Raw genomic sequence first — 14,132 nt, 5'->3', positions numbered from 1 at the left:
ATTTTACGGGAGGCTGACAAGCGTACGAGCTGAAGACAGGGCAAGCTCCCGAATTCTTCAAGACGTCAGTCAGCTATGAAACGTTTAGCAATCAGGCCGGTTGGGCAGCAGCCTAACAATTCACTCAAGCCGACGCCGCTTACCGACGTCAATCAGTTGAGGCGTTAGACTTCACCCGAGTATGCGAACCGTCCGCATCAGAAATCGCACTACGCAAACCGGGCGGCTAATCGGTCAAAACAGCAACCGCGGGCGATTTGCAATAGTGCATATCCACTTTGAGCCAATCGCGAATTCAGAGATCGAGATCGTCTGGGCAGTTGAATCAGGCTCGGTTCCGCAAGAATGCGCTGATGCTGCATTGAGTGCCGTGGCCGAGCTGTTCTCCCAAGGCGGGCCATATGATCACCTTAGTTTCGTCAACACCCGCATTACGTTCCTGGCTGCCGATCACCATCCACTTGACTCCAGCCCTGTTGACTACAAGTCGGCCACGGCGATCGCGCTACGCGAGGCACTGCGCGTCGAGGGCGAGTACAGTGAGAACTAACAGCTCAACCAGAGCCGGACCCGCTTCGCGGGTCGGCTTAATTCGGAATTTGGACCAATCTGCAATATCTTGACCAGTAGCCGCTCCACCGCGGAGCGGCTCGATTCAGGCATCAGGACCCATGAGAAAGATCTTAGCGTTTTTGCTTTTCGTCATGGCGATGCCTAGCTTCGCTGAAGACGAGACAGTCTGGCTCAAGGATTCACGACAACTCGCTTGTTCGCCTAGCAAACTACATTCATCCGGAATGCTGACACTCATCTTGGGGCCAGATCATGGTCGAGAGCTTGGAGTCAGGCGGCACTCCGATAGCACCTGGCACTTGTTGGTCGTGGCGAGACCTCCAGACAATGCAAAGAATTTGATGAATCCCGAGATTTTTCAAAATAAGAAGCAAGTCATTATTCCCGCCTCATCCATGACCACAGAATGGTCTACCGGCAACGAGGTACCCATCTTCCCCTCTAGCGGGATATACAGTATTTACACATCAAGCAACCTGGAGTCCGAGGTCGGCGGATACATGTGCACTATTGAATACGTTCGATAGTATTTTTCACTAACACTTCATCCAAGGCAAACCCATTTAGCGGATCGACTCAACTCAGGCCTCAGGAATAATGAAGATAACACCATTCCTCATAGTACCGACACTGTGCGTTTTGAGTTATGCCGCACCTGCCAACGATCTTTTCGCAGAAGGTCAATGCAAGGAAGCGTACGAGTATCACTTCCTCAACCGTGCGACTGCGTTTGGGGACTGGAACGGCGTCAAGTTACTGCTGGATGGAGGCGCAGATGCCAATGGCAGCGGTTATGACAAGACGCTTGAATGCCTTACCTACCCCGGCGAGTTCAGTTCGCCACTCTCCTTGGCCGTCAGAGATAAAAGTATAGAGATAGTCAAGCTAATGCTGGAGGCTGGTGCAGACCCCAATGTCGTTGAAGGTGAAGCAATAACCCCCGTCGGCATAGCGCGCGCAAGAGGCTTCACGGAGATCTTGCAGTTACTCCTACAGCACGGCGGAAGATGATCACTGATACATCATTCAAGCCTCACGCATTTCACTCCCAAAAAAAAGCATGGCAGAAGAATCCGACGATTTTACCTAGGCCAGCTGCGGACTGAGTTGATTCGCCCGTTAGAAACATTATGAGAATAATATATAACATTGTCATTTTTTCTCTCGGCATCGCGCTTGGCGCATGCACTCCAGCTGCGCCGCCCCCGCGGTGCTCTTCCGGGCTTATCCCTACAGCTACAGTTGCACCAAGGCTACCACCCCGGCTACACAATGAGTTTCCTGGCAAAGCCCAAGTAGCTTTTGTCATTGGGCCTACAGGGCATGTGCAGTCCCCGGTCATTGTCTCGGCAGAGTGGCACCCTGTCGGCCGCAGTCGCGGCCAACCGATTGGCTACAACGACGCCATACTTTCCGCCCTAGTACATTGGCGCTATCCGTCGCGAGAACGGGCCTGCCGCCATCGGGTTCCGCTAGAGTCTAAGGTTGAAGGCTCCAGCCCCATGGCTGGCGGCCCCAACAATTCATTCAAGCAGAACCTGCCTCGTGGGTCGGCTTGATTCGGCGTCATCGCTCACGTGAAGCATCCCGCACCAGCACAACCAGAGATCGCTGAGGTTGAGACGACAGTTGGTTACCCTTTGCCAAGTGAGCTCGTCGAACTCTGTGCCGGCGGTGGCAACGGCGGCTTTGGACCAGACTATTGGCTACTTGGTTTGGGGGTCTGGGCACGTCACGGACCAAAGCGACACTGCGCTGAGCCTCTACCGCCTCGTCAGGCAGTCAGACCCACAGGATCCGAGATGGGCTTGGCCCAAACATCTACTTCCCTTCACGTTGGCTGCGCCCTCCACTACGGCACAGACTTAGCTACACTCGGCCATCCCGTCGTTCAGTTTGACTCCAACGGATACGGGCGGGTGGACGGTGGGCAGGCGTGTTTTCCACAGTGTTCCCGGAGCTGAAGCCCTGGCCTGCCGGGCTCTAACAATTCATTCAATTCGATGCCGCTTCGTGTCGCGACTTTATTCGGACGCCAGCACTCAGGAGACAGGATGTCGCGCCTTAAGAAAAACAGCTTGATGGTTATCGTATTGCTCCTGTTGGTGACCGCTAGCGGATACATTTCGGCCAACGTCGCTCGGCCGCATATCGAGCAGCAGATGCGTGCCTATGTTTTCACACATAGGATTTCCGGCTTCGATCTCCATGGCCCTGTACCAAGCGGGGAAATAATGGTGCATTCGGAGGTCCGTCTTCCGTTTCTGGTTGTGGCATCTTATGCTGTCCCACGGGACCTGCATGTCAGCTACTTTAGGACGCACTACTTGGCGCTTCCATGGGGCTTCTACAAGCTATCAGAAGACGAGATCCATCTTGTTTAGCTGAGCCACCAACGAGTCATTCAAGCCAAACGCGCTTCCCAGGTTCGCTTAATTCAGGTGTTAGTTAACATGAAAGTCATCATCGCCGTCGTTCTGGCCTTATCTCCCGCCATCGCTTGGCCTGCCTCATCTGGCAGTTCCTGCCGTGCATGGACTCAGGAGATCATCGCTGGCGAGGCGGATGCTTGCTCAGACCTGTGTCCGCAAGCCAAGACATTTGATCATTATGACTACCGTCAGGGGATCACGGCTGCATTCCAGACAAAAAATGGACTTGCGATATTTCTTGGTTATCTGGATCGCTCAACCATTATGGGTGCAGGAGCTGAGGCTCACGCCTGCTCCGTGCGGTCACTCTTGGAGCATTGGGGAGACAAGGCATTTGCCCAGATACTTAGGCGTCAAACAGCGGGATCGCGACAGCAGGCCATTGGCCTGATCGACTACACCGCGCTACCGAAATTTAAACAGCGCTTTCCCGAAACGTATCTTCTCGCCAGCCACGAATAGATAGCTGAGAGTTCGCTCGCTTCCAGGGTTTTTTAGTAACATCCGCGGGCACTCTAGAGACCGGGACTTGGTCAACCGTCCGGGATCTTCATCTCTCACTACAGCGCTACACGTGAGGCCAGCAGTTCATTCAGGCCAAACCGCGCGTCGCGCGTCCATTTGATTCAGATGTTAGGCGCCGGATAAGAAAACGAATGACTGAATTCTTCATAGCCAGCGATGTCCTGTTTCGGACCGGCTGTCTCGACGCTGCCGGCAGATCCATCACGAGCGACTCGATGCCATACAATGCTTCGTCAGGCCTCAGGCGAGTTATGCCATGAAGACACAGGTCAGGGAACTTCTGGACAGGGTTCAAAGCACTGTCGACTTCGGCTATGTGCCGTTCCACTCAATCAACGACGTTAATGCGCTTGGGGACAACGCGCTTCACTGTATCTGTGTTTGGGGAGACATTGAAGCCGCCAAGCTTCTCGTCGAAAGCGGCATCGATTTACATCAGCAAGGCGAGTTCAGCTTCACCCCGCTTCGAGTTGCGAGTGACTTTGGGCATTCGCTTATCGTCGAGTACTTGCTTGCGGCAGGAGCCGATCCTCCCGCACTTGAAGCACCAGAAGTCTTTGATGGTTCGGCTCACGCCCAGCATATGACTTTGCTAGCGAATGAACTTATGCGACTCCAAGCCCGGTGATCAGCTGCCGAGTCAATCCTCCGGAAGTTGAGTTTTGCCTGTGTGCTCAAGCGTACCTTCCCGGATCTAGATAACCATCAGATGAGACGTTGCAGCCGTTTCGGGATGAACGCCTGCCTTTGCATGGACCATGCGTCAGGCTTGGTGCATTAGGTGGACTACACGGCTGCTAACGCGACTGGAATCACGCAGGCACACACGCTGCTGCATGGCGAGGAAGACATGGTGAGCGTGGATAGCGGCTACAAGGGGCTGGGCAAGCGCAAGGAAACGACGAGCAAGCGCACGCTCTGCTATCGGACGCGGACAAGCCCTTGAAGGTGAAGCAGCTCACGCATACGCGCGGAGTGAAGTGGGGCCGCATGCCGGGAAGACGCGCAGGCCAGCCTGCATGCGAAGGCGGAACACCCGGTTCGGATGATCAAGCATCAGTCTGCTACCTCAAGGCGTGCTATCGCGACCTGGTGACGAACGGGGACTGACGCTGTTTGCACTGCAGGACATGTGACTGAAACGCAAGCATTCGTTGCCTGTCATGATGATGGCGTATCTGCAGCCTGGACAGCAGCCGCAAACGCGCATGAAACGACGAATACCAGAATGCATCAGTCCCGTCGACTTGACCGATCCGGCTTGCTTTCCCAGTGACGTGTCGATCAGACCTGCCATAGCAAGCTGGAACGTTATGCGTACATTTGTCGGTCTTTGCCTTGCGTCGATCATTGCCCTGGCGGGATGCACGTCCATTCCGCTGACCACGGCGCTCAGTCTCTCGTCGATGGGCCCGCGTTCGCTAGCCCAACTAGACCCGGCGCAAGTGTTGGTACGCATTTCCTTACCGGTCGGCTTTGAGCTCAACGTTCCCGCGACGCGCCTCGAGCTTCAACTGAAGGCTTCCGGCACCAATAAAACTGCTGCTATGGGTCTGACTGCAGTCACAGTCTCGCGCTCCGCGCACCCCGGCGGCCTGTTCAGTCCGGATGTCCCGGTACTGACGCATCCTTTACGTTTGACGCCGGAGGGATGCCGGCAGCTTCGGGAATTGCAGCGTTTTATCCTTGCCACCGACCCGAAGCAGTTCGAATTTGTCGTACATGTGCCGTTTGCTATCGTGCCCGCCTCAGCGCGCGAGGCAACCTTCTGGGCCGACCTTAAACTCTCACAGACCGAGCCGTTCAAACCTTTGATTGATGGTGCAAAGATCAGGTTCACAACTGAGTAGCAGGATGGCGAACCATCAGCCAGGCCCAAGCCGCTTCATCCTTTGGACCAGTGCAGTTTTAGACGATGGTGCTTGACGTCTTTGGTGATTGCTGGCCTTGATATCTTTGGCACTTCAATGGTCGACTGTTCTGCGCGAACTTTGACTCGGCTGTGATGGCCTGCTTGCCGCTTCGCATGCGAGGTTTGGTCAAGAACCTTTATTGTTCTTCGCTTCGTCAGCCATACAGTCAGCGACCATTGGCATGCCAGATCACTTCGTTTGTGGCATGCTTGCTTTAACGATGGTCGCGCAGTGGATCAAAGGCCATGCATTAACAGCCTTCTGCACGGTCGCACAATTATTCGCTCAGGCAACGCCGCTTCGCGGCGCAGCTTAACTCAGGTATCAGCCAAACGTATGCCTCTCGAATTTGCGGCAGAGATGTTTTTTCGATTTTTGTTCGAGGTCATTTTTTACACTTTCGGCTACGCTACCGGATGGCTCCTTATCCCCGCGCTTTCCTTCGGTTACTACGAGGTTGAACCGCTCTCACCTCCCAGGCGGGGTAAGAAGCGGCTACGAGCTCAGGGTGTCGGGCATCCCCGCCAACTGACTTCGGACACCGCCGCTGTGATCGGTATACTGTTTTGGTCAGGTGCTGTCGTTGTGGGGTTGGCGCTCTGGTGGTTGGCGGAGCCTGGTTAGCTATTTATTCGAACGCGCTTCGCGGCTCGACGTAATTCAATTCTAGACGTCAGAAAAATTTGAGGGAGACACATGATTCTTTGGGGATGGGGCGAGCGAGTGCTGACCTTCGACCTGGTAGAGCATGAGCACTGCCAGAGGTGCGAGCAGAATCAGAACTTTACGCTGCGTCTCAGGTACAAGTACGGACACTTCTATCATCTTTTCGGATGGGTTATCTCCAAGCAGTACCAGCTCATTTGTCCGGTTTGCTCCCACGGCTGGATAGTGAACACGTCGGCTGCAGAAGCGCAGATTGGCTGCAATCCAGTGCCATTTCATCAAAGATCCGGATGGATTGTCATGCTTGTTCTGGCAGCAATCATTGGGACCGCAGCTGCGAGGTACCAGCATGTGGTCTAACACTTCATTCAAGCCAAAGCTGCTCCGCTGCTCGGCTTAGTTCACGCTTCAGGCGACTATGACAGATCAACTTGGACGAGAAGAAGAAGCGTTGCACCAGGCTGTCAGTGAGGTGCTGCACTACATCTGGGACCCCATTGGGGTGGCAGGCACCCCCAAAGCGCGTGATGAGTACAACGGCTACGTCGATGACGTCTGTACCCTGTTGTGGCAGGGTGCCGATACCTCCTTAATCGCCAAACACCTTGTACAGATTGCGGACCGACAAATGGGGCTTACTGATACAGAGAGTCGTGCCGACCTTGCGGCCGAAAAACTGCTGGAGTGGCGACGTGCCGTTGCTCGCTAGTCCGCATAGCACTTCCTTCAGGCGGATGCGGCCTCGCGGTGGCTTAACTCAGGTGGTAGAACTCATGTTCAAGGCCATGACACTTGCAGCTTTGCTGAGTGCCGTGGGACCAGTGCTGGCCACTGAGCCCCAGCGGGTGGCGTTCACCTCCATTGGCAAAGCTCGCATCGGCATGAGTGAGCGAACGCTTGTTAGGGCGCTTGGGGCACCGTTAACGCACGTCGCCGCGGAAGTAGAAGAGGAAGGATGCTTCTACGCATCTGGTCGCGACCTGCCTCAAGGCGTAGGATTAATGATGATCGACGGTCGCTTGGCACGCATTGATGTATCTGAGGGCGGAGTGCCGACCATGTCAGGCGCTGAGGTTGGAACGTCCGAAGCGAAACTAAAACAGCTATACGGCACCAGGCTTATTCAGCAGCCTCACGCGTACACTGGCCAGGAAGGACACTACTTGACGGTGCAATCGGATGACGGTCGTTATGGCATTCGCTTCGAGACCGATGGCGCATGGGTTACAAGTTTTTATGCAGGCACTGCAAAGTCCATTCAATACATCGAGGGTTGTCAATGAGCCCTAAGAATCTATTCAAGCCAAGCCCGCTTGGCCGGCCGACTTGATTCAGGCATTCGCCTCTTTGGAGCAGAGCAGGAAATGATCCAGCAAAGAACGCCGCTTTGCCCCGAGCTAGCGGCAGTCGTGGCGCAGGAGATCGCTCGCGGAAACAAGGTTGAGCGTGAGCCCGTGTCATGCGACTGGCCAGAGCCCGGCTCGGTCATTGCCCATCTTCACTCCAGTCTTAGCGTCCAGAAAGCTGAGCTGCCATCGGGTGTCGCAACTGCCATCTGTAACGATCCGCACTATGGGTGGTACAACGAGGTCTACTGCTCATTGCACAGACACCTGCTCACCGCAGGCCAGGCACGACCTGGCGAACCGATGTGGGTAAAGGCCTGACACCCCATTCAAGTGGGAATCAAACTACGGTCTTGATGGCTGGCTACTGGCTCAGTCGGTGGAGCTCACCGGCGGGGCTCAGCAATTCGTCCAAGCCGGGGTCGCTTCGCGGACCGGCTCACGGTGTTGGTTAGGCAACCCATGTTCATCAGTGGAGACTTGCGGTATGACAGGTGATGAGAAGACCAAGGGTCCGGCTTCCTACTTCCCTTCAATCGAGAAGACCTACGGGAAGCCGGTGGCACACTGGTTCAAGGTGCTGGACGCCTTGCAGCACATGAAGCACATTGAACAGGTGGCGCATCTCAAGCAGGAGCACCAGATCGGCCATGGTCATGCCAACGCGCTGGTGGCATATCACCGGGCGCAGAGGGCAAGCTGAGCATTCATTCAAGCCAGGTCCTTTCGCTAAGCGCTCAACCCATGCATGAGGCACAACGGCGCTGTTCGCACAATCGGAAACTCGCACACGTGTTTGAGATAACCGCATTGATTTCATCCATCCTGTCGACGCTTATCGGAATTACCTGGATCGCAAAACCGGATATCTTGTTGAAGAAGTGGGCAGTGCGCCAAGCAAGCTCTGGCTACATCGTTGAGCATCGACTCGGCGCGTTGTTGATCACGGTTGGCATCATCCTCTTTCTAAGCAGCGGGTCTGGTCCATCCACAGCAAGAACCGCGATCTCCTCCGGAGTCATCTTTGGCTGTGCAACCTTGTTTGTGCAGAACCTTCAGTCTTTACGATCGGGCTCCATCGGAAAAGGGATCCTCCCAGGAATGCTGTTGCAGGCAACGGCCATCGCAGGTTTCTCCTTGTCGGAATTTGTATTCTGATCGCGCGATGATGTACGTTGGCGCGCACCTGCCTGGGCAAGGCGTGAGCGAAACCGCTCCCATGTCTGGTGCAGACATCAGCGTTGGAACAAGGAACAGTATGGAGCGCGCGGGTATGGATTACGTTGGATTCTGGCCTCGTCTGGGCGCATCGCTCATCGACACCCTCATCCTGTGCGTGATCACCTTTCCGCTGCTCACACTCGTCTATGGACGGTCGTACTGGATGAGTGACAAATTCATCCACGGGCCGGCAGACCTGGCGATCAGCTGGATACTCCCGGCGGTCCTGTGCATCTGGTTATGGGTCGCAACGGGCCAGACGCCAGGGAAGATGGCGATTGGCGCGGTCGTCGTTGATGCCAGTACCGGGCAAAGAATCAGTGTAGGTAAGGCGGTGCTGCGCTACCTGGCGTACTTCCTCAGCATGATCGGCCTTTTCATCGGCTATCTTTGGGTTGGCTTGGATCCGAAAAAGCAGGGCTGGCACGACCACATCGCCGGTACCGTTGTGATCACCAAAGCAACGGCAGCGCCACGCAGGTAAGCCTTGCACATTGGCACCTCACACCGCCGTCGCTCTCCGGCACCACGTCGGCCGACGCGCTGGACACTGCAAGCGGTCCTGCTCTGCCACGCTCACGCCCAGCGCTCCACTCTGTCGCTCCAGCATGATCGCCTAGGAAAGCATGTTCTCCATCTTCAAGAAGAAAGCCGCTCCGTTACTGATCGTTCGCGCCGATGGGCGAGAGTTGTGCCGTGTTACACAGGGCGATGTGCCCTGCGAGATCACGCCTTCCGCATGGTTGAAGGCCAATAGCGCCCTGGAGTTTGCCGACTCGGCGGGAGAGGTGCATCGGCATGAGCTCGGTGCTGCGACAGGGTGGTTCCACTTCTCCGTTCGTGTGCATCCCAATCTCGGGTGCCAGGCAGACTGCGTCATTTCACAGACCGAGCAGCTGGAGCCGGATGCGTTTGCGAATGGCCAAGCAGCTGGGATCAGGTTTCAGCCGTTCTTCCTGCCGGGCGCCGGCGTCGGCAGTTGCGCACTTGCAGGCAAGGGGCTGTTTGCCAGGGGGCTGCACTTCAATGGAATCGTCACCCCTGGCAATGTGGTGCTTTCCTGTGAATGCGACCACTGCAAGCGCTCATTCCTGATCCGCTCCTATCACGCGGGTTTTAGCAACGCGGGATACTTCTACTCGGGGTCCGGCAAGTACACCATCACTGTCGATAGCCATCTGCCTGGCAGCCCCGCAGCGCTGTCCGAGCCGGATGCCGAAGCGCTTGCTGCGTTGGAAGACGCACTGCCGTTGGCACCGGACGGGACCAGCTACGCCTACCTCAATCCCTTTCGCTGCCCGCATTGTTCCAAGCCTTACATCGATTTTGAGGCGAACCCGGGGTTGAGGGCGAGCGAGTACTACGGCAATTACTTCGAGGGTTCGACGCTGTTGCGATACGCGCCGGCGGATGTTGAGCATCCTTCCTGATGACTCCATCGTTGCGTTGCCGCTGATCTGTCCCAGGTCGCAACGCAATGCTTTGATAACGAGTCCGAAGGCGTTTGAGCAGCGCATGCATTGACGTCTCAAGGGCAGAAAATCAGCCTTGTTTGTTGGCGTGATGTCACGCTTCCGCTACGCAGCGCGGGGCTCCGGAGTTGCAACGCGCGCCTAAGACATTAAGATCAGTACGCGTAGTGCGCGTCAGTTCCCGGCTGCGCAACGCAATCGCCAGGTGGCTCGGTTCAACCATCAACGAAGAAATGCTCATGTTGAAGCCAGCAGATACCAAGCTCTATTCCAGGTTGGTCGGCACCAGCATTGTCATCGGTGCAGGCCTGGGGGCGGCCCTCGGGGCCGCAATGGGCAACCTGCCTCAGGGCCTCGGCCTGGGGCTGTCGCTTGGCTCCGTGTTCGGCATTGCCTGGGCGCGTCGGCGTGGTGCCATCTGACGCCTGCATGGCGCGATATGCGTCATGCCGCGCCGCCTACCGTGGGTTGTCGCCGGGGCCGATGTCGATACTGCCTGATGGCCGCGGTGAAGTGCCTCACGGATTACGCTTGCCCAGCTATCGCGGCTATCGCGGCAAGCGATCCGGAAGCTAGCGGGAAGGGTGATGTCATGCGTTACCATCCGGTCGATGAACGCTAACGCTTTTCTTGCCCTACCCATGCTCGCTGTCCTCATGCTCGGTGCACATGCCTCTGCATCTGCCCAAGGGGTTTCGCCGGCCACCACGCGTGAGGTCGGTCAGCTTTTCAAGGTCCTTGCGCAATCCAACTGCGAGTTCTCTCGCAACGGGTCCTGGTACGCGGCGCCCAAAGCCAGCGAACACTTGCAGCGCAAGTACGAGTACCTGCAGAAGAAGGGGCTGGTGACCTCCACCGAGTCGTTCATCGAGCTTGCCGCCACCAAGAGCAGCATGTCGGGCAAGCCGTATCAGGTGCGTTGCGGCACCGCGGCGCCGGTGTCGAGCCAGTCCTGGTTCATTGGCAAGCTACGAGAGCTGCGCAGGTAATCGGCCAACGTCGGCACCATGCCTGCGCTGGCACATCCGCGTTGCGGCAGGGTCTGACAGCACCGACCATTGCCACTGGTCCGTTTCCGCGAGCCGGCCGCCCAAAGGCAGTGGTTGCACCATCGGCTTTGAATCTCCGGTGCCAGCTCCCACGATCCGGCAGGATTGGCTGTGGCGCGATCACGCGCCGAAGATGCGCCAAGCTTGGTCAGGCAACGCGCAGCCTCTGCACCGCGTCAGCGCTGGCATCGCGTTCATCCGCCACGAACGTACTCACCGCATCTTCCAGCTGCGCGGCATGATCGCCCATCGCGCGTGCGGCAGCGCTGGCGCCCTGCATGCGCGTGAGGCCGTCGCGCATGTCGGTATCCACCTCGGTGAGGGTGTGATGCACCTGCGCGATGCTGCCGGACTCCTGTTGCGAGGCGACGGCGATCTGGCTGAGCGTGCTGCTGACCTGTCCGATGGTGGCCACGATGTGCTGCATGCCGTCGCCGGCATGGCGCACCTGCTGCACGCCTGCCTGCATGTGCGTGACCGACTCGCCGATCAGCGTCTTGATCTGGCTGGCGGCGGTGGACGAGCGTAGCGCCAGCGCGCGCACTTCGCTGGCCACCACGGCAAAACCACGGCCTTCGTCGCCGGCGCGTGCGGCTTCGACGGCGGCGTTCAATGCCAGGATATTGGTCTGGAACGCAAGGCCATCGATCACCGAGATGATGTCCTGGATGCGGCGCGATGCGTGCTCCATCTGCTGCATGGTGCCCATCGCCTGCTGCATGGTGTCGCCGCCGCTGCGCGCAGCCTCCGATGCAGCGGCGGTGAGCGTGTCCGCATCCGCTGCCTGCGCGGTATGTTGCTGCATGGTGGCGAGCACCGTCTGCATCTGGGCAGCGGTGTGGGCCAGGGTCGCCGACTGGCGCTGCACCTGCTGCTCCAGCGCGTCGTTGCGGGTGAGGATGTGGCCGGCGGCCTGGTTGATGGCGGTACTCGAGCTGCGGATCTGCGCAATGATGCGCGCCAGCTCATCGGCGGTGGCGTTGGCATCGCGCTTCATCTGCTCGAACACGCCTTCGCACTGTCGATCGATGCGTTGCGACAGATCGCCGCGCGACATCGCGGCCAGCATCTGGCGCATGTCCTGCAGGCTATCGTCGGTAATGGCAAGAAAGCGGTTGACGCCGTCGGCCAGCTGGCCGAGCGTGCCGCCGTTGGCATGCCCGTGCAGGCGCGCTCCCAATTCGCCGCGCGTTGCCTGTGCGATGACCGTCGCCAGCTGCTCTTCCAGCAGCAGGTCCTGGGTGCGGTCCTGCCACTCCACCACCACGCCCAGCGAGCTGCCGTCGTGGTCGTGCACAGGCGTGATGTTTTCCTGCAGCTGCAGTGCCGCCAGTGCACGCGTCCTGCTGGTGCCGGTGGCATGCCCCAACTGCACCGCATCGGCCAGCGCGGTCTCCAGCACATCGGCGTCGACGTGCGTGCTCAGGTGCTGGAACGATTGGTTGCGGTAGATGGCGGTGCCCTGCCCGTCGACGATGGCCACGGCCATCGCCGAGGCATCCAGTGCCAGGCGGATGCGGCGGTTTTCCAGCAATAGGCGTTGTTGCTGGGCGATGCGTTCTTCCACCTGCACGCTCATCCGCACCAGCGCTTGCGCCAGCGATCCGCTGCGGAAGCGCTGCTGCATGGTGGCCGGCGGCAAGGTCGCGCCGGTGGCCAGGGTGTCGGCCAGTTCCGCCAATGCCTCGGCTTCGTGATCCAACGCATCGACCTGACGCCGCAGTTGAATGGCCATCACGCAGACGAAGACGGTTTCCACGATCACGTAGCCGGCATGCAACAGCACGATGCCGAAGCCGCTACCGGTAGTGAAGGCCTGCACCGGCATCCCGCGCGATTGCAGCCAAGAGAACGCAAGATGGTGCACGGCGATGGCGCCAGCGGCGACCACCACCGGTAGCCAGTCGCGGTAATACAGCAACAACGCCAGGATCACGAAGACGCCGAAGTGCATTTCCACCAGGCCATGTGCCTGCTGGATGGTGGCAGCGACCAGGGCCATCAGCACCAGCGCATTGGTGATGCGCGTCAGGCGCGTGCCGGGGTTTGCATGCACTTGCCAGGCCATCAGCATCAGGCTGGGCAGCGTGACCGCCAGAAACGTGGTCCATTGGCCCTGGCTCCAGGCCAATGCCAGCGAGCCTGCGCTCTGCAGCACCGCCAGCCACAGGAACAACCGGTCGGCCTTGATGGCCAGACGCGTGGCGTAGTTGGAGGTCGGCGGCGCCAAGGCGGACAGTTCGATCATGACAACGACTCCACGGCACACGGACAAGGGGAGGCCACCGCAGTACTTGTCGCGCGGCGTAATACGTCAGGCAGCCAGCGCGACCATGCCGCCGCGCCGGCAGCCCCGCAGACCGCGCCGCCGTCCGCGGGACCGGCATAGCGCGGTTGACCGTCGGCACCGAGCAGCCACACCGCGTAACCGCTGCCATGCAGGGCCGGGCTGTCGAGCAGCCGCACCTGGCCGCCGCGGGCGCGCACCGCCGCGCTGAGCACCGCCCAGGCGCGATCGGACGCGAGATCGGTACAGGCGCAGGCGCCCACCACGCCGATCAACATCGGTGCCGGCTGCGCGGCCGGCAGGCTCGCCTGGACCTGCGCCCAGGCGCTGCCCAGATCACCGGCCTGCGCGCGCGGGGTTGTCCAGGCCACGGCGATCCAGCCGCACCACAGCGCGAGCAGGGCAGCGCCCAGGGTGCGTCGCGACGCGGAGGACAGGCTGCCGAAGATGGGCATGGAGGATTGGCTCGGCGAGATAAGGTGAGCCCTTATCGGACGCGGCGGTTTGCGCTTGAGCCAGCTTGCGATTGAAGTTTGCGATGGTTGCGATAGCCGGAAGCGTGGCCATTGCGCTGCAAGGGTTTGCCGCTCTGCGGAGCGCTATCGAGGCCATCAGGCGTTTAGCTGACGCGGGATTTTGTGAGTACGC

At 58.6% G+C, this 14,132-nt stretch carries 16 protein-coding genes; 14 read left to right on the top strand and 2 right to left on the bottom strand.

Features of this window, described 5'->3' with window-relative positions:
* Nucleotides 1–181 precede the first annotated feature (181 nt).
* From Y887_RS03215 to Y887_RS03140, 14 genes are all read left to right on the top strand, one after another.
* Nucleotides 182–550: a hypothetical protein gene (locus Y887_RS03215; protein ID WP_084725913.1), complete on the top strand. Its 369-nt coding sequence runs from the start codon at nt 182–184 to the stop codon at nt 548–550.
* Nucleotides 551–1,170: 620 nt separating this feature from the next.
* Complete coding sequence (locus Y887_RS03210) at nt 1,171–1,584, top strand: ankyrin repeat domain-containing protein (protein WP_046962970.1); 414 nt, start codon at nt 1,171–1,173, stop codon at nt 1,582–1,584.
* Between the two features lie 1,442 nt (nt 1,585–3,026).
* The gene (locus Y887_RS20060; protein WP_104611790.1) at nt 3,027–3,467 is read left to right on the top strand and encodes a hypothetical protein; all 441 of its coding nucleotides are present in this window, start codon (nt 3,027–3,029) and stop codon (nt 3,465–3,467) included.
* Between the two features lie 319 nt (nt 3,468–3,786).
* Nucleotides 3,787–4,158, top strand: coding sequence for an ankyrin repeat domain-containing protein (locus Y887_RS03200; protein WP_046962968.1), 372 nt, complete (start codon nt 3,787–3,789; stop codon nt 4,156–4,158).
* Nucleotides 4,159–4,311: 153 nt separating this feature from the next.
* Nucleotides 4,312–4,476: a hypothetical protein gene (locus Y887_RS20635; RefSeq protein WP_162199147.1), complete on the top strand. Its 165-nt coding sequence runs from the start codon at nt 4,312–4,314 to the stop codon at nt 4,474–4,476.
* A 367-nt stretch (nt 4,477–4,843) separates the two neighbouring features.
* Complete coding sequence (locus Y887_RS03190; protein ID WP_104611791.1) at nt 4,844–5,380, top strand: hypothetical protein; 537 nt, start codon at nt 4,844–4,846, stop codon at nt 5,378–5,380.
* Nucleotides 5,381–6,527: 1,147 nt separating this feature from the next.
* The gene (locus Y887_RS03175; protein ID WP_245879400.1) at nt 6,528–6,818 is read left to right on the top strand and encodes a hypothetical protein; all 291 of its coding nucleotides are present in this window, start codon (nt 6,528–6,530) and stop codon (nt 6,816–6,818) included.
* Nucleotides 6,819–6,882: 64 nt separating this feature from the next.
* Nucleotides 6,883–7,392, top strand: a complete 510-nt coding sequence (locus Y887_RS18225) for a hypothetical protein (protein WP_104611792.1) — start codon at nt 6,883–6,885, stop codon at nt 7,390–7,392.
* A gap of 550 nt (nt 7,393–7,942) precedes the next feature.
* Entirely contained in the window at nt 7,943–8,158 is a 216-nt protein-coding gene (locus Y887_RS03165; protein WP_046962964.1) for a DUF4287 domain-containing protein, read from the top strand.
* 89 nt (nt 8,159–8,247) lie between these two features.
* Nucleotides 8,248–8,613 (top strand): hypothetical protein, encoded by a 366-nt coding sequence (locus Y887_RS03160; RefSeq protein ID WP_046962963.1) that lies wholly within the window; start codon nt 8,248–8,250, stop codon nt 8,611–8,613.
* Nucleotides 8,614–8,728: 115 nt separating this feature from the next.
* Nucleotides 8,729–9,160, top strand: coding sequence for an RDD family protein (locus Y887_RS03155; protein WP_211256970.1), 432 nt, complete (start codon nt 8,729–8,731; stop codon nt 9,158–9,160).
* Between the two features lie 142 nt (nt 9,161–9,302).
* Nucleotides 9,303–10,106 (top strand): hypothetical protein, encoded by an 804-nt coding sequence (locus tag Y887_RS03150; RefSeq protein WP_046962962.1) that lies wholly within the window; start codon nt 9,303–9,305, stop codon nt 10,104–10,106.
* A gap of 209 nt (nt 10,107–10,315) precedes the next feature.
* Nucleotides 10,316–10,570 (top strand): hypothetical protein, encoded by a 255-nt coding sequence (locus Y887_RS03145; RefSeq protein WP_245879401.1) that lies wholly within the window; start codon nt 10,316–10,318, stop codon nt 10,568–10,570.
* Between the two features lie 189 nt (nt 10,571–10,759).
* Nucleotides 10,760–11,137: a YfeK family protein gene (locus Y887_RS03140; protein WP_245879402.1), complete on the top strand. Its 378-nt coding sequence runs from the start codon at nt 10,760–10,762 to the stop codon at nt 11,135–11,137.
* Between the two features lie 208 nt (nt 11,138–11,345).
* Here the strand turns inward: Y887_RS03140 and Y887_RS03135 are convergent, their stop codons facing one another.
* Both Y887_RS03135 and Y887_RS03130 read right to left on the bottom strand, forming a co-directional pair.
* Nucleotides 11,346–13,445 carry a methyl-accepting chemotaxis protein gene (locus Y887_RS03135; protein WP_046962960.1) on the bottom strand — a complete coding sequence of 700 codons (2,100 nt, stop codon included), beginning with the start codon at nt 13,443–13,445 and terminating at the stop codon, nt 11,346–11,348.
* On the bottom strand, nt 13,442–13,939 hold the full coding sequence (locus tag Y887_RS03130; RefSeq protein WP_046962959.1) for a hypothetical protein: 498 nt from the start codon (nt 13,937–13,939) through the stop codon (nt 13,442–13,444). Before Y887_RS03130 ends, Y887_RS03135 begins: the two co-directional genes overlap by 4 nt.
* Nucleotides 13,940–14,132: the final 193 nt, after the last annotated feature.

This window comes from Xanthomonas pisi DSM 18956 (assembly GCF_001010415.1).
Classification (GTDB): domain Bacteria; phylum Pseudomonadota; class Gammaproteobacteria; order Xanthomonadales; family Xanthomonadaceae; genus Xanthomonas; species Xanthomonas pisi.
The sequence above is the reverse complement of the archived record's forward strand: the minus strand, read 5'-3'. Positions and strand labels throughout refer to the sequence as shown.

Coding starts and splice junctions, on each gene's coding strand:
- Y887_RS03215 (WP_084725913.1), top strand. CDS start 182: ATGCGAACCGTCCGCATCAGAAATCGCACTACGCAAACCGGGCGGCTA.
- Y887_RS03210 (WP_046962970.1), top strand. CDS start 1,171: ATGAAGATAACACCATTCCTCATAGTACCGACACTGTGCGTTTTGAGT.
- Y887_RS20060 (WP_104611790.1), top strand. CDS start 3,027: ATGAAAGTCATCATCGCCGTCGTTCTGGCCTTATCTCCCGCCATCGCT.
- Y887_RS03200 (WP_046962968.1), top strand. CDS start 3,787: ATGAAGACACAGGTCAGGGAACTTCTGGACAGGGTTCAAAGCACTGTC.
- Y887_RS03190 (WP_104611791.1), top strand. CDS start 4,844: ATGCGTACATTTGTCGGTCTTTGCCTTGCGTCGATCATTGCCCTGGCG.
- Y887_RS03175 (WP_245879400.1), top strand. CDS start 6,528: ATGACAGATCAACTTGGACGAGAAGAAGAAGCGTTGCACCAGGCTGTC.
- Y887_RS18225 (WP_104611792.1), top strand. CDS start 6,883: ATGTTCAAGGCCATGACACTTGCAGCTTTGCTGAGTGCCGTGGGACCA.
- Y887_RS03165 (WP_046962964.1), top strand. CDS start 7,943: ATGACAGGTGATGAGAAGACCAAGGGTCCGGCTTCCTACTTCCCTTCA.
- Y887_RS03155 (WP_211256970.1), top strand. CDS start 8,729: ATGGATTACGTTGGATTCTGGCCTCGTCTGGGCGCATCGCTCATCGAC.
- Y887_RS03150 (WP_046962962.1), top strand. CDS start 9,303: ATGTTCTCCATCTTCAAGAAGAAAGCCGCTCCGTTACTGATCGTTCGC.
- Y887_RS03140 (WP_245879402.1), top strand. CDS start 10,760: ATGAACGCTAACGCTTTTCTTGCCCTACCCATGCTCGCTGTCCTCATG.
- Y887_RS03135 (WP_046962960.1), bottom strand. CDS start 13,445: ATGATCGAACTGTCCGCCTTGGCGCCGCCGACCTCCAACTACGCCACG.
- Y887_RS03130 (WP_046962959.1), bottom strand. CDS start 13,939: ATGCCCATCTTCGGCAGCCTGTCCTCCGCGTCGCGACGCACCCTGGGC.